At 68.1% G+C, this 20,248-nt stretch carries 17 protein-coding genes; 8 read left to right on the top strand and 9 right to left on the bottom strand.

Translation table 11 applies throughout. The features are described from left to right. Nucleotides 1-3: 3 nt before the first annotated feature. Nucleotides 4-1,368, bottom strand: a complete 1,365-nt coding sequence (locus tag GBO37_RS14370) for an amidase (protein ID WP_252929747.1) — start codon at nt 1,366-1,368, stop codon at nt 4-6. Between the two features lie 170 nt (nt 1,369-1,538). Here GBO37_RS14370 and GBO37_RS14365 point away from each other — a divergent pair, with 170 nt between their 5' ends. Further along, complete coding sequence (locus GBO37_RS14365) at nt 1,539-2,225, top strand: superoxide dismutase (protein WP_252929745.1); 687 nt, start codon at nt 1,539-1,541, stop codon at nt 2,223-2,225. A gap of 203 nt (nt 2,226-2,428) precedes the next feature. On the opposite strand, the gene GBO37_RS14360 is transcribed toward GBO37_RS14365, so the two are convergent. Further along, a complete protein-coding gene (locus tag GBO37_RS14360) occupies nt 2,429-3,421 on the bottom strand; it encodes a PHB depolymerase family esterase (protein WP_252929743.1) in 993 nt (330 codons plus the stop codon). Between the two features lie 287 nt (nt 3,422-3,708). On the opposite strand from GBO37_RS14360, the gene GBO37_RS14355 reads away from it, so the two are divergent. Next, on the top strand, nt 3,709-5,397 hold the full coding sequence (locus GBO37_RS14355) for an alpha/beta-hydrolase family protein (protein WP_252929740.1): 1,689 nt from the start codon (nt 3,709-3,711) through the stop codon (nt 5,395-5,397). 35 nt (nt 5,398-5,432) lie between these two features. On the opposite strand, the gene GBO37_RS14350 is transcribed toward GBO37_RS14355, so the two are convergent. Together GBO37_RS14350 and GBO37_RS14345 are read right to left on the bottom strand one after the other, a co-directional pair. Continuing rightward, entirely contained in the window at nt 5,433-7,070 is a 1,638-nt protein-coding gene (locus tag GBO37_RS14350; RefSeq protein WP_252929738.1) for a hypothetical protein, read from the bottom strand. Nucleotides 7,071-7,497: 427 nt separating this feature from the next. Beyond that, nucleotides 7,498-8,865: a dicarboxylate/amino acid:cation symporter gene (locus GBO37_RS14345; RefSeq protein ID WP_252929736.1), complete on the bottom strand. Its 1,368-nt coding sequence runs from the start codon at nt 8,863-8,865 to the stop codon at nt 7,498-7,500. 197 nt (nt 8,866-9,062) lie between these two features. Here GBO37_RS14345 and GBO37_RS14340 point away from each other — a divergent pair, with 197 nt between their 5' ends. The 4 genes from GBO37_RS14340 to GBO37_RS14325 are packed head-to-tail and all read left to right on the top strand — an operon-like array spanning nt 9,063 to nt 12,796. After that, a complete protein-coding gene (locus GBO37_RS14340; protein WP_252929735.1) occupies nt 9,063-9,920 on the top strand; it encodes a cache domain-containing protein in 858 nt (285 codons plus the stop codon). Next, nucleotides 9,811-10,545 carry a sensor histidine kinase gene (locus tag GBO37_RS14335; protein WP_252929733.1) on the top strand — a complete coding sequence of 245 codons (735 nt, stop codon included), beginning with the start codon at nt 9,811-9,813 and terminating at the stop codon, nt 10,543-10,545. Before GBO37_RS14340 ends, GBO37_RS14335 begins: the two co-directional genes overlap by 110 nt. Then, entirely contained in the window at nt 10,542-11,888 is a 1,347-nt protein-coding gene (locus GBO37_RS14330; protein WP_252929730.1) for a sigma-54 dependent transcriptional regulator, read from the top strand. The genes GBO37_RS14335 and GBO37_RS14330 overlap by 4 nt, the downstream gene beginning before the upstream one ends. Before the next feature lie 56 nt (nt 11,889-11,944). Next, nucleotides 11,945-12,796, top strand: a complete 852-nt coding sequence (locus GBO37_RS14325; RefSeq protein WP_252929728.1) for a glycosyltransferase family 25 protein — start codon at nt 11,945-11,947, stop codon at nt 12,794-12,796. 35 nt (nt 12,797-12,831) lie between these two features. On the opposite strand, the gene GBO37_RS14320 is transcribed toward GBO37_RS14325, so the two are convergent. The 5 genes from GBO37_RS14320 to GBO37_RS14300 all read right to left on the bottom strand — a co-directional run bounded on the left by GBO37_RS14320 (nt 12,832) and on the right by GBO37_RS14300 (nt 16,994). Continuing rightward, nucleotides 12,832-13,539: a fumarylacetoacetate hydrolase family protein gene (locus GBO37_RS14320; protein ID WP_252929726.1), complete on the bottom strand. Its 708-nt coding sequence runs from the start codon at nt 13,537-13,539 to the stop codon at nt 12,832-12,834. Then, a complete protein-coding gene (locus tag GBO37_RS14315; protein WP_252929724.1) occupies nt 13,539-14,291 on the bottom strand; it encodes an ABC transporter permease in 753 nt (250 codons plus the stop codon). The genes GBO37_RS14320 and GBO37_RS14315 overlap by 1 nt, the downstream gene beginning before the upstream one ends. Before the next feature lie 4 nt (nt 14,292-14,295). After that, entirely contained in the window at nt 14,296-15,108 is an 813-nt protein-coding gene (locus GBO37_RS14310) for an ABC transporter ATP-binding protein (protein ID WP_252929722.1), read from the bottom strand. Further along, on the bottom strand, nt 15,105-15,917 hold the full coding sequence (locus GBO37_RS14305) for an ABC transporter permease (protein WP_252929720.1): 813 nt from the start codon (nt 15,915-15,917) through the stop codon (nt 15,105-15,107). The genes GBO37_RS14310 and GBO37_RS14305 overlap by 4 nt, the downstream gene beginning before the upstream one ends. A gap of 99 nt (nt 15,918-16,016) precedes the next feature. After that, a complete protein-coding gene (locus GBO37_RS14300) occupies nt 16,017-16,994 on the bottom strand; it encodes an ABC transporter substrate-binding protein (RefSeq protein WP_252929717.1) in 978 nt (325 codons plus the stop codon). A 213-nt stretch (nt 16,995-17,207) separates the two neighbouring features. On the opposite strand from GBO37_RS14300, the gene GBO37_RS14295 reads away from it, so the two are divergent. Together GBO37_RS14295 and GBO37_RS14290 are read left to right on the top strand one after the other, a co-directional pair. Continuing rightward, the gene (locus GBO37_RS14295; RefSeq protein ID WP_252929715.1) at nt 17,208-17,945 is read left to right on the top strand and encodes a FadR/GntR family transcriptional regulator; all 738 of its coding nucleotides are present in this window, start codon (nt 17,208-17,210) and stop codon (nt 17,943-17,945) included. Between the two features lie 72 nt (nt 17,946-18,017). Next, complete coding sequence (locus tag GBO37_RS14290) at nt 18,018-20,240, top strand: NADP-dependent isocitrate dehydrogenase (RefSeq protein WP_252929713.1); 2,223 nt, start codon at nt 18,018-18,020, stop codon at nt 20,238-20,240. The last annotated feature ends 8 nt before the right edge of the window (nt 20,241-20,248 follow it).

The raw sequence follows: 20,248 nt of genomic DNA, 5'->3' as shown, positions 1-20,248 counted from the left end.
CCGTCAAGGCATGGGCTGGCGGTCGATCCAGGATGTCGCGGCCTCGTAGGCGCGGCCCAGGTTCAGCACGCAGGCATCGCGCCTGCGATGGCCGATCAGCTGCAGCCCCATCGGCGTGCCGGACGGTCCGAACCCCGCCGGCACGCACAGCGCCGGCAACCCGGTCAGCGATGCCGGCACGACCACCTCCATCCAGCGGTGATAGCTGTCCATCTGCCGTCCCGCGACCTGGCGCGGCCAGGTCCAGTCCGCGTCGAACGCGAACAGCTGCGCCGACGGCAGTGCCAGGATGTCCACGTCCATCCCTGCCGTGTGGCGGAACCAGTCCGACCGGATCGTGCTGGCACGGCGCAGGTCGGCGGCGGACAGGGCCAGGCCGCGCTCGATCTCCCACCGCAGTTCGGGCTTCACCTGATCCGGGGCGCTGTGCAGCAGTGGGCCAAGGCTGCCTGCGATGGTCCAGCTGCGCAGCGTCGTCCAGGCCTCCCACAGGGCGGCGGCCGAAAAGGGTGGCGCCATGGGCACCACGTCATGGCCCAGATCGGCCAGCACCTGCACGGCGGCCCCGCACAGGTCCAGCACGCCCGGCTCCATCGCATAGGCCCCGCCCCAATCGCCCAGCCAGCCGATGCGCAGCCTGCCCTTGAGCGGCGCGGGGCGATAGGGGCCGCTGGAATGCGGATGCATCGGATCGGGGGCGGACTGGACCGCCAGCAACAGCTCCAGGTCACGGATCGACCGCGCCATCGGGCCCTCGGTCGACAGCTGGGACAGGAACAGGTCGCCCGGGTTGGACGGCGCGACCAGGCCATAGCTGGGCCGGAATCCGAAGACGTTGTTCCACCCGGCCGGGTTGCGCAGCGACCCCATCATGTCCGACCCGTCCGCCAGCGCCACCATGCGCGCGGCCAGCGCTGCCCCCGCGCCGCCGCTGGACCCGCCCGCCGACCGCGACAGGTCATAGGGGTTGCGCGTGACGCCATAGACCGGGTTGTAGCTATGCGACCCCAGCCCGAATTCGGGTGTGTTGGTCTTGCCGATGATCACCGCCCCGGCCCGGCGCAGGCGCGCGACCATCGGGCTGTCCGCCACCGGCACGTGGTCGCGAAACGCGGGCGAGCCATAGGTCGTGACGATCCCCGCCGTGTCCGCCAGATCCTTGACCGCCATCGGCAACCCCTGCAGCGGCCCCGCAGGCGCCTGCGCGGCCTCGGCCAGCAGGGTGTCGCGGTCGCGCAGCGCGACGACGGCGTTGATGGACGGGTTCGTCGCCGCGATCCGGTCCAGCGTCAGCGCCATCAGCCCGACCGCATCGATGGTGCCCGCGCGCAGGGCCTCCAGCTGGCTTGTCGCATCCCCGGTGATCATCCGATGTGCCCCTTTTCCTGATCTCGCCGTCACCGTGGGGCGAAACCGCGTGCCCCACAACCCCCGCGGCCCGTGCCGATCACGGAACCGTGTGCATCCATGACATCGGCGTTGGAACGGAACATCGGGCGCATGCTGCGGTTGTGCCCCGACACCAACAGGAGAACCCGATGAAACAGACCCTTGCGATCCTTGCCATCTGCGCCACGCCCGTCGCAGCCCTTGCCCAGACCGAGGGAGAGTTCTCGCTGCCCGACCTGCCCTATGCCGCGGACGCGCTGGACCCGGTCATCAGCGCCGAGACGATGGGCCTGCATCACGACAAGCACCACCAGAGCTATGTGACCAACCTCAACACCGCCATCGCCGAGGGCGACGCCCCCGCCGGCACCGCGCTGGAGGATCTGGTGGCCAATGCCGGCACCTATCCCGACCGCGTCCGCAACAACGCCGGCGGTCACTGGAACCACACGTTCTTCTGGGAGTCGATGGCCCCGGCCGACCAGACCGGAGAGATGTCGCCCGAACTGACCGAGGCGATCGAGGCGGCATTCGGTTCCGACGAGGAGTTCCGCACCGCATTCCAAGAGGCCGGTGCAGGCCAGTTCGGATCGGGCTGGGTCTGGCTGATCGTGAACGATCAGGACGAGCTGGAGATCACCTCGACCCCGAACCAGGACAACCCGCTGATGGACGTGGCCGAGACGCAGGGCACGCCGCTTCTGGGCAACGACGTGTGGGAACACGCCTATTATCTGACCTACAACAACCGCCGGGCCGAATACCTGGAAAGCTGGTGGGATGTCGTGAACTGGGGTGCCGTGTCCGAACGCTATGACGCGGCACTGGCCCAATAAGCCACGGCCATCCCCAATCTTACGACGGGCGGCACGGCAACGTGCCGCCCGTCTTCTTTGCGAAACCAAAATAGCGCGCGACGGGCCAGAAACGACGGTGCGAGGCGTCGGAGCCGTGCAATGAGCCGGTCATAACCTGTTCCGGCGGGCTAAGCGTCTGGCACGACGTCGGTATCAGGGCATCCCATTCAGGCCCCTGCCTTTCAGGTGGGCGGGGCGGCCCGCGTCTTGCGCGTGGTCCTGTGGGACAGGAAGAACCGCAGCATCTGGGCCGAGGCATCGGGCCCGCCCGGATCGACGAACCGACCCGCACGCGAACCGCCCGACCAGGCATGGCCCGCGCCCTTGACCAGCCAGTGTTCGACCCAGGACCGGCCCTGCCCCACCCGGTGGCTGGTGCGCACATAGGCCCGTCCACCCGGCACGGTGCGGGTCAGTTCCACCGCGTGCAGGCCGGGGAACGTCTCGACCGCGCGGATCGCCACGAAGCGGCCGTTGCGCGGGGTCACGATGTGGTCGTCGCTGCCATGAAAGATGATCGTGGGGACGGGCGTGGCAAGGCGGCGGCCGGGGCTGCCCTGCTTCATCGCAATGATGGCCGAGGTCTTGTCTCCCGCCGCGCCCGGCGGCAGGCCGGAATGGCATCCGACGGCGGCGAACAGATCGGGATAGGCATGCGCCAGCAGCATCGCGGTCGACCCGCCCGCCGACAGGCCCGCGACATAGACCCGCGCCGGATCCGCCCCATAGCGCGCCAGCATGTCCCGCGTCAGGCTGGCCAGCAGGGCGGGTTCACCGCCGTCGCGGCCCTGATCCTCGGGGCGGAACCAGTTCCAGCAGCGGTTGGCATGCGCCTCGCGCGGCTGTGCGGGATAGACCACGATCACGCCCCGCTGTTCGGCCAGCGCGTTCATCCCGGTGCCCTTGGCGAAATCCTCGGGCGTCTGGCCGCAGCCATGCAGCATCACCAGCAGTGGCAGCGGCACCCCCGCCCCGATCGCCGAGGGCAGATAGACGCGGTACTTGCGCGTCCCATGGGCGCAGGTATGGGTCCCCGTCTCGAACCGCGCCGATCGCGGGGCGGCGGCCCGCGGCTTTGCGGCAGGCTTTGACTTGGCAGGCTTGGGCTTTGCCGCCTTTGGCGGCTGCACGGCGGCGGTGGCCGCCTGCGTCATCGCCTTTGTGGCCGTCTTCATGAAGGCGCCCATCAGGCCCGCCATGGCGTTGGCGCCGGATTTTCGGCGACGGGTTCCGATGCGAAGTCTGGGGCGCCTGGTCACGGGGTTCGGGGCAGCGTTCGGGTGCACATGACCTCTGCGTCGCATGCGCCCCCGGATTGGGCAAGCGGCAACCCCGGTTCCGCCGGTCATGGCTGCCATGACGCGCTGACAGGTCCGGGCGCGCTTGCCCATTCGGGCGGCGTTTGACATTTTGCGGGCAGACGCCCCGGCCCCCGCCGCGCCGCAATGAAAAGGTCCTGCCGATGACGGCCGCCATGCTGACGCTTCTGGACTGGCTGGACCGGCGCACGTCCGGGGTGGGCCTGGTCACCGGCGCGCTGTTCGTCGCGGGCTCGCTGACGCCCAGCCTGATCCCGCGCAGCCCCCAGATCCAGGGCATCCTGGCGGGGTTCTGCTTTGCCGCGGGCTATGGGGTGGCGGTGCTGGCCGGCGCGCTGTGGCGCTATCTGCAGCTGCCGCGCATGACCGACCGCCAGGCGCGCCTGCTGGTGCCGGCGATGGGCGCGGTGGCGCTGGTCATCGTGACCGTGTTCCTGCTGCGGTCCGCGGAATGGCAGAACGACATCCGCGCCGCCATGACCCTGCCCCCGGCCGAGGGCGTGGCCCCCTTCGTGGTGGCGGGGCTTGGCACTGCGGTCGCGTCGGTCCTGCTGATCCTGGGCAAGCTGCTGGTGGCGCTTGGCCGTTATGTCAGCGCGCGCATCGCGCAGGTCCTGCCCCGCCGGCAGGCGCGGGTTCTGGGCGTGCTGCTGACGATCCTGGTGACCTATCAGGTCTTCAGCGGCGTTCTGGTGCGCAACGTCGTCTCCAGCATCGACCAGTCGGCGCAGGCGCTGGACGACCTGATCCCCGCCGAACAGATCGCCCCCGACCGGCCCTGGCAGACAGGCAGCGCCGAATCGCTGGTCGCCTGGCAGGATCTGGGGCGCGAGGGGCGCAATTTCGTCGCCACCACCCCCGACCCGCAGGCCATCGCCCGCGTCACCGGAAAGCCCGCGCGGCAGCCGCTGCGCGTCTATGTCGGGCTGAACGCGGCGGACACGCTGACCGCGCGCGCCGATCTGGCGGTGCGCGAACTGGAACGCGCGGGCGGGTTCGACCGCAGCACGCTGGTCGTCGCCATGCCCACCGGCACCGGCTGGATGGACCCCGCCGCGATCGAGCCGCTGGAGCATCTGAACCACGGCGACGTCGCGACCGTGGCGTTGCAGTATTCCTATCTGCAAAGCTGGATCTCGCTGCTGGTGCAGCCCGAACAGGCGGCCGAGGCCGGGCGCGCCCTGTTCGGGGCCGTCCACCGCCGCTGGCAGCAGCTGCCCGAGGAGACGCGCCCCCGGCTGTATCTCTATGGTCTCAGCCTGGGCGCGCACAGCTCTCAGCAGTCGTTGCGCCTGCACGAGATGCTGGATCAGCCCATCGACGGGGCGCTGTGGGTCGGGCCGCCCTTCGTTAGCCAGCTGTGGCAGACGCTGACCGCCGAACGCGACCCCGGATCGCCCGCATGGCTGCCGCACCTGACCACCGGAGAGGTCGTGCGCTTTACCGACGGTCGCCAGTCGGTGCATGACGGCGGCCCCTGGGGCGAGGTGCGGATCGTGTTCCTGCAATACGGCAGTGATCCCATCGTGTTCTTCCGGTCCGACAGCGCGATCCGCCCGCCCGAATGGCTGGCCAGCCCCCGCGCACCCGAAGTGTCGCCCGACCTGCGCTGGTATCCGATCATCACCCAGCTGCAGCTGGCCTTCGACATGGCGATCGCGCTGGAGGTGCCGATCGGGCATGGCCATGTCTATGCCCATGTCGATCACATCGACCCCTGGCTGGCGATCACCGACCCGCCCGGATGGACCCCCGAACGGCTGCAGGCGCTGCGCGACCATTTCCTGGCGCGGCAACAGGCGGTCACGACACAGCCCGGCAGTTCGGGCTGACCCAGGNCCGGCCGCCGCGTGCGGCGACGACGGCGTCAGGCGCGGCTGTCGGCGATGGCGCGCCAGCGCGGATTGTCGTCGCCGACATGGCGCCGCGCGCCCCAGAAGCCGTAACGGCTAGGGCCGTATACCTCAACGAAAGCGTTGAAGAACGCCCCGCCCGCCGCGCCAAAGCCGTCGATGGCGCGCCGGTAGAGCGCGCCCATCTGATTCGAATAGTGGAACCGCTCGATGAAATCGAACAGCTCGGGATCGCCGTCGATGGCGGCCCGGTCGGGGACGATGTGGCTGCCGCCCTCGTACATGACCAGGGACAGGCCTGCCTCCTGGGCGATGGCATGCTGGGCGGCCCAGACCTCCTCCAGCGTGGCGATGGTAGTGCCGCCCTCTTCACCCGCAATATGGCGCCCGTCGGCCAACTGTTCCGCCATCAAGTCGAACGCCCGCGCATCCCCCATGTCGCGCCAAGACCGGATCAGCGGCAGGCTTGCAGGATGCCCGATGCCACCGTCAAAGTAGCCCGTCACCGCATAGGCGTCGAAATGGGTCTTGGGCGCCCGGCGGTCCGGACCATCCGCCACCCACAAGGGCGCATCCAGCATGGCATGGTTCAGGTCGATCCAGGCGGTATGGGCGGTGATGACCTTGCGCAGGCGGTCGGGCGCATCAGCATAGACCGCGTCCAGCAGCACCGCCATTTCAGCCGCACGGCCACCGTAATACTGCATCCAGCCATCGCCCTGGCCGGGCCATTGCGCCTCGGCCTGCTGCAGGGCCCACTGGGTCTGGCCGAACTGGAAATTCCACACCTCGTTCGAGAATTCGTACCAGGCGGTCAGGCCCGGATCCAGGCTGTCCCGGACCAGCATGGCAAAGCGGGTGATGTGGTCGTCGGTCGCCAGATGCGGAAAGCAGAACCACGGATCGATGCCCAGCTGATTGGCCAGCGCTACCATCACCTCGATCGGCACGCCCAGGGTCCAGGTGGCCGAGGTCAGGCGCGGCCGGTCGTCCCATTCGGACAGCGTGCTGTCATTCGTGGCCATCCAGTCCATGAAGCGGATCGCCCGGAACCCGCCGATCAGCGCCAGCCATTCGGGGCGAAAGATCTTGCCTGCGTTATAGTCCGCCTGGAGCGCCTGATGAATGCACCGAAAGTTTTTTACAGGATCGGTCGGATCCTGCCTGACGATGTCGATCGCCACGATCCCCGTGTCCGACGCGACATAGTCGAACTCGGCCCATCCCGGCCCGGTGGTCACGTTGGTGCCGGTCCCGTTGATGCGCACGTCGCCGGTTCCGTCCCAGGTCATCCGGTAATGGCCGTTCACACTGATATCGTCGGCGGACAGGTCGCACAGGATGATCGTGCCCACGGCAGTCGAGCCGTCGGGGATGCTGATAGGCCAGCCGTCGGCATCCAGATGCCCGCCCTCGCGCAGCTGGGCGTTGGTATGGGACACGAACTCGGCCTCGGACCGGCCCATCCATTCACGGCTTTGACGCATCACGTCGATGAATGGCTGAGAGGCCCCCCAGTCAGAAATACCCGACAGCCCCACCGCAATGCCCCCCGGTTCGGTGCGTGTCGCGGCCCGCGCGGTCAGTGGCATCCCGATCGCGGCCTGCAGTCCGAAGGCGGCGCCAAGCATCAATACGGAACGTCTTTTCACTGGCGGCCCTCCATGCGCGCCCCGACAAAGGGGACCGTCAACTTCTAACAGCGCGGTGCGCATCCGGGCAAGGCGTTTACCGGCAGGGGGATTTCCGGCTCGGTGACAGCGCAGGGCGGCTTGAACATGGTTCAATAGCCGCATTCATATTATTGAAAATACGTGATAATATTGGGACCCTCCCGCCGGCTTACAGATGCCGTCAAAAGGTCGGGTCATGCATTCAAAGCGATCGGGGACCGCCTGCACGGATCACGATGCCGCAAGGTCGGACCGGCGCCCGCAGCACCGATCCGACCCGCGCGCAACCGTTGCGCGACTGTATCTGGTCCACAGTCATCCTGCGCGGCGCATAGGAATTTTTGGTGACGGGCGCAGCGGTTCGTAAAAACGGGGGCGCCGGATTGCAGCGCCCCCCGAGGCTTGATCAGTCTGCGCTGCGTTCGCCCAACTGCAGGCCGGCGGGGGCAGGAACCAGGTCGCCCACGGGACGAGCCTGTCCGACGGGCCGACCCGCCAGGGCGGCGTCGAACTGGTCGCGGTCCAGCGCGCCTTGCCAGTGGCTGACCACCACAGTGGCGACCGCGTTGCCGATGAAGTTCGTGACCGAGCGGCATTCCGACATGAAGCGGTCCACGCCCAGGATCAGCGCCATGCCCGCGACCGGCACGGTCGGGACGACCGACAGTGTCGCAGCCAGCGTGATGAAGCCCGCTCCGGTGACGCCCGCGGCACCCTTCGACGACAGCATCGCGACCAGCAGCAGCAGGACCTGTTGCTGCAGCGACAGGTCGGTGTTCGTGGCCTGGGCGATGAACAGCGCGGCCAGCGTCATGTAGATGTTGGTGCCGTCCAGGTTGAAGCTGTAGCCGGTCGGCACGACGAGGCCCACGACGGGACGGGCGCAGCCGGCCTTCTGCATCTTCTCCATCAGCGAGGGCAGCGCCGATTCCGACGACGAGGTGCCCAGGACCAGCAGGATCTCGGCCTTGAGATAGGAGATCAGCCGGAAGATGGAGAAGCCGTTGACCATGCAGACCGTGCCCAGGATCACGACGACGAACAGCGCCGAGGTCAGGTAGAACGTGCCCACCAGCGCCGCCAGGTTCATGACCGAGCCGATGCCGTACTTGCCGATGGTGAAGGCGAAGGCCCCGAAGGCGCCGATGGGGGCGGCCTTCATCAGGATGTCGACCACGCGGAAGATCGCGAAGCTGGCCGATTCCATCACCGACAGGACCGGCTTGGCGCGGTCGCCGACCATGATCATGCCGAGGCCGAACAGGATCGCCACGAACAGCACCTGCAGGATGTTGCCCTCCACGAAGGCCGAGACCAGCGTGGTCGGGATGATGTCCATGACGAAGCCCACCAGGCTGGTCTCATGCGCCTTCTCGGCATAGCCGGTGACGGTGCTGGCATCCAGGGTGGAGGGGTCGATGTTCATGCCGCGGCCCGGCTGGATGACGTTCGCCACGATCAGGCCCACGATCAGCGCCAGCGTCGAGAAGGTCAGGAAATAGGCGAAGGCCTTGCCCACGACCGATCCCACGCCGCGCAGCGTGCCCATCCCGGCCAGGCCGGTGACGATGGTCAGGAAGATGACCGGCGCGATGATCATCTTGACCAGCTTGATGAAGGCGTCGCCCAGGGGCTTCAGCGCCTCGCCGGTCTGGGGGTAGAAATGCCCGATCAGCGCCCCGGCGATGATGGCGCAGATCACCTGGACATAGAGATGGGCGTAGAAGGGCTTCGGGGCATGCGCAACGGGATGCGCGGGGGCGTTCAACTGCATCGGGTCTCCTCCGACCGGCATGTGACGGTGATGTGACGCAGGATAGCGCATCGGGCAGCGCTGCCCGTTTTCCGCGCGCATGGCAGCAATGCGTTGATTTCATGGCTTTCTATGGCCGACCTGCCCTCAGAACCGTGTGGTTTTCCGCACAGTCCCGCCATGCTAGTGTGGAAACCGAAACAACCCCGGAGACGGCCATGGCCGAGATCGCCCTGCCCCGCGAATCGCGCCGGCTTCTCCATCCGGCCCTGTGGCTGCTGGTGCTGGCGCTGATCGCGCTGCCCTGGGGCGCGGGGCGGGTCACCCAGGACCGCATGCTGGCACGGCTGGACCAGGATGCCCAGATCGCCGCCGAAAGCGCCGCGCTGACGCTGGACAGCATCCTGGACCGGCAGCGCGCGGTGGCGACCGTGCTGGCGGTCGATGCGCAGGTCATCGACCTGCTGGCGCAGGGCGGGGCGGATCGCGGCAACGCGGTCTCGGCCAAGATGGACCTGCTGCGGGCCGAGACGCAGAGCGACGTGATCTATCTGCTGAACCGCGACGGACGGGCGGTGGCGGCGTCGAACTGGGACCAGCCCGCCAGCTTCATCGGCCACGACTATGGGTTCCGCGCCTATTTCCGGCAGGCCATGGCGCAGGGCACGGGGCAGGAATACGCGCTCGGCACGGTCAGCGGGCGGCCCGGCCTCTATCTGGCGCATGACGTGCGCGCCGGGGGCGCGGTGCTGGGCGTGGTGGTGGTCAAGGTCGAGTTCGACGCGCTGGAGGCCGCATGGGCGCGCGACAGCGGCGCGACCCATGTGCTGGATGCCGAGGGGCGCGTGGTGCTGTCGGGGCAGCCCGCCCTGCGCTTCGGTCCCCTGCCCGAGGCGCGCGCTAGCCTGGAGGCACGGGCCGCGGTGCGCGGCACCGACTGGCGGCTGCCGCGACCTCTCCGAGGAGATGCGCGAGCGGCGCGCCGCCGAACAGCGCCTGGTGCAGATGCAGTCCGATCTGGTGCAGGCCAACAAGCTGGCCACCCTGGGCCAGGTCAGCGCCGGTTTCGCCCATGAGGTGAACCAGCCCCTGGCCACGATCCGCCTACTGGCGGAGAACGGCCGCGCGCTGCTGGACCGCGACCCCGCGCCGGTGGCCGCGAACCTGGACCGCATCATCGGCATGACCGACCGGATCGGCCAGATCACCGCCGAACTGCGCAACTTCTCGCGCAAGGCCACGGGGGCGGTCGGGGCGGTGGCGCTGGAGGACGCGATCCAGGCCTCGCTGATGCTGACGGCCAGCCGGCGGCGGACCAGCGCGATGGCCTTCGACCTGCCCGACCTGCCCCCGGGCCTGGCCGTGCGGGCCGAGGCCGTGCGGCTGGAGCAGATCCTGGTCAACCTGCTGACCAACGCCCATGACGCGCAGGAGGGCCGCCCCGACCCCCGCATCGCCATCACCGTGCGGGCCGAGGCCGACCGGGTGGCGCTGACCATCCGCGACAACGGTCCGGGCCTGGCCCCGGCGATGGCCGCGCAGCTCTTCACGCCCTTCGCCACGGACAAGCCGCAGGGGCTGGGGCTGGGGCTGGTCATCTCGCGCGACATCGCCCGCGACTTCGGCGGCGAGCTGGACGCCCTGCCCCCGGAACCGGGCCAGGGGGCCGCGTTCCGCCTGACCCTGCCGCGTGCCGCATGACCGGGACCGTCCGCCTGATCGACGATGACGCAGACCTGCGTGCGGTGCTGGAGCAGACGCTGACGCTGGCCGGGATCGCGGTCGAGGCCTTTTCCGATGCCCGTTCGGCCCTTGCCGGGCTGGACGCGGATTATGCGGGCATCGTGCTGTCGGACGTGCGGATGCCCGGCATGGACGGGCTGCAGCTGTTTTCGCATCTGCGCGGGATGGACCCCGACCTGCCGGTGATCTTGCTGACCGGGCATGGCGACGTGGCGATGGCGGTCGCGGCGCTGCAGCAGGGGGCCTATGATTTTCTGACCAAGCCCGTTGGCGCGGACCGGCTGGCCGCCTCCTGCCACCGGGCGCTCTCGGCGCGGGCGCTGGTGCTGGAGAACCGCCGCCTGGTGCGGCGCGCGGGTCAGGACGCCGCCCGCGTCGCGCCGCCGCTGATGGGGGACAGCGCGGCGATGATCCACCTGCGCGACGGCCTGGACCGCGTGGCCGAGGCAGAGAGCGACGCCCTGATCACCGGCCCGTCCGGGTCCGGCAAGTCGCTGGTGGCGCGTGCCATCCACCGCCTTGGGCCGCGACGGGGCCGCGGGATGGTGGTGCTGGACTGCGCCACCGTGGACGAGGCCGGGTTCGACGCATTGCTGTCGGGAACCGAGACCCCGCGCGGTCCGCGCCGCCCCGGCCTTCTGGAGCAGGCCCATCGCGGCGTGCTGTGCCTGGAGGACGCGCCCGCCCTGCCCCCGCACCTGCAGGCCCGCCTGCTGAGCCTGGTCGAGGCGGGCGAATACTGGCCCGCGGGGGCCGCCGCCCCGCGCCCGCTGGCGTTGCAGCTGCTGGCCACGGCCCAGGACGATCCGCAGGGGCGGATGCATCCGGGCCTGTATTTCCGGCTGGCCCGTGCCCGCCTGTCGGTGCCGCCCCTGTCGGCGCGGCGCGACGACATCCCGGCGCTGTTCCGGCATTTCCTGCAGGCCGCGGCGGACCGGCTGTCGCGGCAGGTGCCGCCGCTGACGGACCTGGTTCTGGCGCGGCTGGCGGCGCATGGCTGGCCCGGCAACCTGCGCGAATTGCAGGCCTTTGCCGAAGGTCACGTACTGGGCCTGTCGCCCATCGGCCCCGCGGGTGACGGTCCCGACCGACCACCCCTGTCGGACCTGGTCGCGGCCTACGAGGCCGGCCTGATCCGCGACGCGCTGCGCGAGGCGCAGGGCAATGCCACCGGCGCGATGGCCGCGCTGAACGTGCCGCGCAAGACCTTCTATGACAAGCTGACGCGCCACGGCATCCGCCCCGCCGATTTCCGCCGCCGCGACATGCGCCAATCCCCCGATCCCGACGATCCGTCTTGACGGATCGACCCGCAGCCGACATGCGGGAACGGTCTGCCATCGAATTGAGAATACCGATGTCGAATCAAGCACTGCCCGCGGGATTGTCGGTCTATCTGATCAATCTTGACCGGGCCGTCGACCGGCTGGCGCGGATGACCGCGAAATGCGATGCCGTGGGCCTGCCCTTCGGACGGGTTCCGGCGGTGGACGGGTCGACGCTCAGCTTTCCGCATCCGGCCTTCGATGCCTGGGGCTATCGCTATCTGCACGGCCGCCGGGTGATCCCGGCCGAGGTCGGCTGCTATCTCAGCCATGTCGCCTGCGCGCAGCGGCTGCTGGACAGCCAGGACACGCATGCGCTGATCCTTGAGGACGACGTGGCCTTTCCGTCCGATTTCACCGCAATCCTGCGCGCCGCCATGGCCGAGGACGACAGCTGGGACATCCTGCGGCTGAGCACGATGAACACCGGGCGCAAGTTCGGCTTTCGCGACCTGCCAGGCGGGCGCCGCCTAGCCAAGGCCTTCACGCGCGAAAAGGGCGCCGGCGCCTATGTCATCAACCGCGCCGCGGCCCGGTGGATCACGGGACGGCTGATGCCGATGCGCCTGTCCTATGACATCGCCTTCGACCTGGAATACCTGGCCGGGCTGCGCGCGGTCTTCGTCGACCCGCCGCCCGTCGACCAGCGCGACGAACCGGCCTCGCAGATCCAGATGAACCTGCGGGCGTCGAAATATCCCGCAACGCGCTATCTGACCGTCCTGCCCTATCGCGCCTGGCTGGAGATCAGCCGCTTGGTCGCGCGCAGCGGCCAGTACGTCTATGCCCGCGCGCATTACCTGCCCTACAAGACCGTCCTGAAGGTCGCGTCCTTCGTGCTGGCCATCACCCTGGGCATCGACGAGATCTTCGACAACATGTAAGGCCGCGCCGCCCCGCGCGGGGGCGGCGCCTTTCGTCAGACCACCGTGACACGGATCGCGCCGACGCCCTCGATCCGCGCGTCCATCACGTCACCGCGGGTGACCGCGCCCACGCCCGACGGGGTGCCCGTCATGATCACGTCGCCCGGCTGCAGGTCGAAATAGCGCGACAGTTCGGCGATCATCTCGGGGATCTTCCAGATCATCTGGTTCAGATCGCCGGTCTGGCGGCGTTCCCCGTTCACGTCCAGCGTCACGGCGCCCGCATCAGGATGGCCGATCCGCGATGCCGGCACCAGCGGGCCGCAGGGGCCGGACTTCTCAAAGCTTTTGCCGACCTCCCACGGGCGGCCCATCTTCTTGGCCTCGCCCTGCAGGTCGCGGCGGGTCATGTCCAGGCCGACCCCATAGCCCCAGACATGATCCAGCGCCCGGTCGGCCGCGATTTCGCGGCCGCCGGTGGACAGGGCCACGACCAGTTCGACCTCGTGGTGCACGTCGGATGTCAGGGTCGGATAGGGGAAGGTGCCGTCCGACGTCAGGTTGGACGGGCTCTTGAAGAAGAAGAACGGCGGCTCCCGGTCGGGGTCGTGGCCCATCTCGACCGCGTGGGCGGCATAGTTGCGGCCGATGCAGAACACGCGATTGACGGGAAAGTGCTGATCGCTGCCCTCGACCGGCAGGGTCGCGGGGGGCGAGGGGGCGATCACGTAATCGGTCGGCTGGTAAAGATCGTTGGGCATCAGTGTCTGACTCCTGCGTAGTATTGAACACGTTTTTCAAGGCGCGCGACGACTTCGGCAAGGGTCAGCGCGCAGGTGAAGAGGATGACGACCAGCGCCCAGAAATGGGCCATCAGGAAATTCTGCTGGTACAGAGAGAACAGCGCCCCCACCCCGATGATCGATACCAGCAGCTGCCCGATGACGACGCCCTTGACGCCGCGCACCATGCCAAGGCGGACCCCGGCCAGGATTTCGGGCAGGGCCGACAGCACCATCATGCGGGTCCGCTCGAACCGGGTGGCCTGAAAGCTGTCGGCCATCTCCATCAGGGACGGGGTGATGTGGCGAACGCCCGCGCGGGTGTCCAGAACGATGATCCATACCGCGAACATGAACACGGTCACGATGACCGTGGGCGTACCCAAACCGAACAGGATCATGAACACCGGAACCAGCGCCGACAGGGGCGCGGACAGGAAGGTGTTAACCCACATGTTCAGCATCCGGTCGGCCGCGGGGACCAGACCCATAAGGAACCCAAAGGGAATGCCCACGACCAGCGCCAGCGCAATGCCCGCGAAATAGGACAGCAGCGTGATGCGCATCGCCTCTCCGAAGCTGCGCGAGGTCACGACCTCGGTCATCGCGGCCAGCACCTCGGAAAAGGGCGGGAACAACAGGACAAGGTCGAACCGGCCGACGATCTCCCACAGGATCACCCAGATCAGCAGCGATGCCATCTTGGGGACGTGATATCCGTGAATGGTCATCGCCCTACTCCACGTATTGCTTGATGCTGGTCCAGATGCGTTCGACCGTGTCCAAATAGGCCTCGTCGCGGCGCAGCTCGTCAGGGGTGATGCCGGCGCGGATCTGCGGGTCGATGATCTCGGATATGCGGCCGGGGCGCGGCGACAGCATCACGATGCGGTCCGAGACATAGACCGCCTCCTCGATCGAATGGGTCACGAACAGGAAGGTCTTGTTCTCGACCTCGCGCAGGCGCATCAGGTCCTCTTGGAACTTGCGCCGGGTCTGTTCGTCCACGGCCGAGAACGGCTCGTCCATCAGCAGGATGTCGGCATCGACGGCCAGGGCGCGGGCCAGGCCCACCCGCTGGCGCATGCCACCCGAAAGCTCGTGCGGGTACTTGGCCTCGAACCCCGACAGGCCGACCTCGGCGACATAGTGGCGGGCGCGCTCCTCGCGGTCACGACGGCCCACGCCCTGCATCTTCAGCCCGAAGGCCGCGTTCTCCAGCACACTGGCCCACGGCATCAGGGCGAAATCCTGGAACACGAAAGCCCGTTCGCGCCCCGGCCCGGTGACAGGCCTGCCATTGACCAGGATCTGTCCCGATGTCGGCTGCAGCAGCCCCGCCACGATCTTGAGCAGCGTGGTCTTGCCGCAGCCCGACGGGCCCAGCAGGCTGGTCAGGTGGCCGCGTTCAAAGGACAGATCGATGTTCTGCAGCGCGGTCACCGCGCCGTAGGTCTTGGAGATTCCCCGGATTTCGACGATAGGGTCGCGCACGGCGCCTTGGGTGACGCGGGTGGCATTGGTTGGCATCGCGTATTGCTGCATCATGACCCCCTTCTTTCGGGACGGAACAGTTTGGCCTCGACCCACTGAAGCGAGCTGACGGCAAGGATGGCGAACAGCACGATCGACACGATCGTGGCGTACATGTGGGCAAAGTTCGCGACCGACCGGTGGAACGTGATCAGGTCGCCGATGCCCGTGGGGGTGATCAGCAGTTCGGCCAGCACCGCGCCCGAAAACCCTTCGGCCACGCCAAGGCGCAGGCCCGCGAACATCATCGGGCTGGCGGCGGGCAGAATGATCTGGGTGACCTGCTGGGTCCGGCTGCCGGTAAAGGACGCGCACATCGCGACCATCGACGGCGGCACGTTGCGCACTGCCTTGTAGCTGTTCATGGCGATGACCGGCATCGACAGCATGACCACCGCCAGCACCTTGGATGTCAGCCCGATGCCATAGACGAAGGTGACCAGCGGGATCAGCGCCGCCATGGGTGCGGCCTGCATGACGATGAACACGGGCAGCGTGATCCATTCGACGGTCTGGCGCAGCCCCATCGCGACGCCTGCGCTGATCCCCACTGTCAGCGAAATGACCAGCCCGATCACCAGGGGCTCCATCGTGCGTAGATAGGCAGCCCCCATGGATCCGTCGGCAATCATCGACCACAGGGCGGCCATGGTCGCGGTGAAGGTGGGAAAGGCAAAATTGAAGCCGGACCTGGCAGCGAATTCCCAGATCAGGGCAAAGATGGCGACCGAAAGGATCTTCCAGTGCAGGCCCGACTGCCACAGGCGCGGGCCCGGGCCCGACGGGAGCGGCGGTCGCTGTGCGGTGATGTTGGCGGATGTCATGGATGCAGGTCCCCCAAGGCGGGATGCGTCCCCTGCCCGCCGGATCGCGGATCAGGGAGTGGCGGCGCCCCCGCGGGGATGCCGCCCATGGCCGGGCCATCAGTCCCGGGCGGCCGCCAGCAGGTCGAAATCCCAGTACTGTGCGGTGTCCAGATCGGCCTCTGGCGCCTGGACCTGGCCCGCGGCGGCCAGGAACGTCAGGTCGTCAATGACGTCCTGCGGGGCGCCGCCCGCCGTGGGCAGCATGCCGTCATCCACCGCGCCTTGGAAATAAGGGGTGATCTCGGCCACCGCCTGGTCGGGCAGGTCGGGCAGCAGGTCGTACTGGGTGCGCAGGTCGGCCACGACTGCCGGATTGTCGTTGATCTCGGTCCAGGTGCGCAGCAGTTCCTCGACAAAGACGGCCATGTCGGCCTCGCGCTCGTTCAGGAAGGCCTCGTTGCCGTACAGCGCCTCGTCGGTGGCGTTGACGCCGTCCAGCGGCAGACGCTCGAATTTGCCACCGCCCTGTTCGGTCAGCAGGCGAAAGCCCGAACTGTCGACGATCGTGGCCTTGACCGCGCCCTGCAGCATGGCGCCGGCGCGCACCTCGGATCCAGGGACATAGCTGACGGCGGAATATTCGATGCCGTGCTGCGTCTCCATCAGGCGCATCAATGCCTCGGTGCCAGAGCCGCGGGAGTGGACGGTGACCTCCTGTCCGTCCAGATCCTCCCAAGTAGAGTAGAATTCGGTGTTCACCACCGGAAAGAACTGCAGCGTGCTCATCCGATAGAACATGCGGATCGGCGCCTTGGAGTTCTGGATAAACGCATAGGGGGCGCCGACGCCGATGTCGGCCTGCCCGCCCACGACGGCCTGCGTTGCCACGTCCTCGGAGTTGAAGAACGTGATGTCCATGGGCACGCCGCGTTCCTTAGTGCGCTCCATCGCGATCAGCAGGCCCAGGGTCTCGACGGATGCGATGTCGCCCATGGCGACACGCATCGGCGTCTGCGCCGCTGCCCCCGTGGCCAGGGCCGCCGCCATCGCGCCGCCCGCAACCCATGCCGCAAGCGGCCCTGTCAGTGTCCTCATTCCCCTCATCTCGGCGCTCCTCCCAAAGCGGCAATGTCGGCGCGAATCCCAAGCGCACCTCGATTGGTTTGATCATGGCACCTGATTGGTTAATTGGTCAACAGCACAGTTCAGAGTATTTATACCGTAAAACATAAGTATTATGCATGATTGACCCCAAACCAATCTAGGATTATTCTAGCCATACTGACAAATTGGTTACGGATGGTGATCTTGCGCGGCAACCCTGACCCCCTGCCCGGATATCCGGCCCATGACGACGACGGCGGTTCGCGGCAGGCGACGCTGGTGCAGCTGCGCGCCTGGCTGATGCGCCATGATTTTGCGCCCGGCACCCGCCTGCCCCCGGAACGCGACCTTTCCGAGATCCTGGGCGTCTCGCGCGGGGAATTGCGCAAGGCGCTGGCCACGTTGGAGGCCGAGGGCCAGGTCTGGCGGCATGTCGGCAAGGGCACTTTCATCGGGTCGCGCCGCGTCGAGGTGATGAGCCTGTCCGAGATCGACCGCGTGACCAATCCCGCCGAGGTCATGCGCGCCCGCCTGATGATCGAGCCGATGCTGGCGCGCGAGGCCGCGCTGAACGCCACACAGGATCATATCGAGGCGATGGCCGCCTGCATCCTGCGCACGCGCAGCGCCCAGACCTGGCGCCAGTACGAGACCGCCGACAACGAGTTCCACCGTCTGATCGCGCAGGCCACCGGCAACCGGCTGCTGCTGGCGTTGTTCGATGCGCTGAACGCGGTGCGGCGGGCAGTGGTGTGGGGGGCGCTGCGGTCGGGGCGGCAACGGCCGCCGGACGACCACCATTCCTTTGCCGAACACGACCGGATCGCAGCGGCGATCGCCCAACGCGACCTGCCGGGCGCGGCTGAGGCGATGCATCATCACCTAAGGGCGGTCCAGAAACAGCTGATCGACCCCAAGGGCCCCGCGATCCCCCCGGAATAGCGGGTCAGATGGTGGACATTTCCCCCCGACGCGACGCACAATCCCGCGCATAAGAACGAGGATCAACAGACCATGGCCGAAAACGACACACCCCAGATCATCTATACCAAGGTGGACGAGGCGCCCGAGCTGGCGTCGGCATCGCTGCTGCCGATCATCCGCCGCTTTGCGGATGCGGCCGGAATCACGGTCGCGACGCGCGACATCTCTCTGGCGGGGCGCATCATCGCGGCGTTTCCCGAACGGCTGACCCCGGAACAGGCGCAGTCGGACGATCTGGCGGGCCTGGGCGCATGGGTCAAGACGCCTGCCGCCAACGTCATCAAGCTGCCCAACATCTCGGCCTCGGTGCCGCAGCTGGTGGGCGCGATCAAGGAGTTGCAGGCGCAGGGCTATGACCTGCCCGACTATCCGGTCGATCCGCAGGACGACGCCCAGGCCGAGATCCGCGCCCGGTACGACGCGCTGAAGGGATCGGCCGTGAACCCCGTCCTGCGCGAGGGCAATTCGGACCGGCGCGCCGCGCGGGCGGTCAAGAACTATGCCAAGGCGCATCCCCATTCGATGGGCAAGTGGTCCCCCGACAGCAAGACCCGCGTGTCGTCGATGCCCGCAGGCGATTTCCGCCGCAACGAGACGTCGGTGACGCTGACGGCCGAACAGGCCGGGCGCGTGCGCATCCAGCTGACCGGCGCGAACGGCCAGGTGACCGTGCTGAAGGACGGCCCCGACCTGCCCGCGGGCACCGTGGTCGATGCCAGCTTCCTGTCCGTGGCCGAGCTGACCCGCTTTCTGCAGTCCGAGATCGAGGCGACGCAGGCCGAAGGCACGCTGTTCTCGGTCCACCTGAAGGCCACGATGATGAAGGTCTCGGACCCGATCATCTTCGGCCATGTCGTGCGCGCTTGGCTGGCGCCGGTGTTCGAACGTCACGGCGCGGCGCTGGCCGCGGCGGGNGCGGACCCCAATGGCGGCCTGGGCACCGTGCTGGCCCGCGTGGCGCAGATGCCCGAGGGCGATGCGATCCGCGCCGAGATCGACGCGATCATGGCGCAGCGCCCGCCGCTGTACATGGTGAACTCGGACAAGGGCATCACGAACCTGCACGTGCCGTCCGACGTGATCATCGACGCGTCGATCCCGGCGCTGCTGCGGGCCGGCGGCAAGGGCTGGGGCCCCGACGGGGCCGAGGCCGACACCAACTGCGTGATCCCCGACACGTCCTATGCCGACGTCTATGACGAGAGCGTCCGCTATTTCAAGGAAACCGGCGCGCTGGACCCGCGCACCGCGGGCACCGTCCAGAACGTCGGCCTGATGGCCCAGAAGGCCGAGGAATACGGCTCGCACCCGACCACGTTCGAGATCCCGCATGCCGGCACCGTGACCGTCACCGCCGCCAACGGCGACGAGCTGAACCGCCACGCGGTCGATACGGGCGACATCTGGCGCCTGTGTTCCACCCGCCAGGCCGCGATCGAGGACTGGGTGCGCCTGGCCATCGACCGCCAGCGCCTGGAGGGCTGCAAGGCGGTGTTCTGGCTGGACCGGGACCGCGCCCATGACCGCGAACTGCTGGCCTATGTCGAACCGATGCTGGATGCGGCGGGCGTCACCGACCGCTTCCAGGTTCTGGCCCCGCGCGAGGCCACGCGCCTGTCCTTCGAGACCATCCGTGCAGGCCAGGACATCATCGCGGTCACCGGCAACGTGCTGCGCGATTACCTGACCGACCTGTTCCCGATCCTGGAGCTGGGCACCTCGGCCAAGATGCTGTCGATCGTCAAGCTGATGCAGGGCGGCGGCATGTTCGAGACGGGCGCTGGCGGGTCCGCCCCCAAGCACGTCCAGCAGCTGGCCGAGGAGAACCACCTGCGGTGGGACAGCCTGGGTGAATTCTGTGCCCTTGGCGAAAGCCTGAACTTCCTGGCCGAAGCCACGGGCAACGAAAAGGCCCGCACCCTGGCCGCCGCGGTCGAGGCCGCGACCCAGGGCGTGCTGGACCACGAACGTTCTCCCGGCCGCAAGGCGGGCGACCCGGACAACCGCGACAGCCACTACTATTTCGCGATGTACTGGGCGCAGGCGCTGGCGCAGCAGAATTCCGACCCCGACCTGGCCGAGGAGTTCCGCCCCATCGCCCGCGACCTGACCGAACTGGAGGAGCAGATCGTGGCGGAACTGCGCGCGGATCGCGGCCGTCCGGTCGACCTGGGCGGCTATTACCACGCGGACCCGGAAAAGGTCGCCGCGGTGATGCGCCCGTCAGCCACGCTGAACCGCATCCTGGGCTGACGCCCCTG

Source organism: Paracoccus sp. 08 (genome assembly GCF_024105395.1).
Taxonomy (GTDB): domain Bacteria; phylum Pseudomonadota; class Alphaproteobacteria; order Rhodobacterales; family Rhodobacteraceae; genus Paracoccus; species Paracoccus marcusii.
This window is presented reverse-complemented; position numbering and strand designations above follow the sequence as displayed.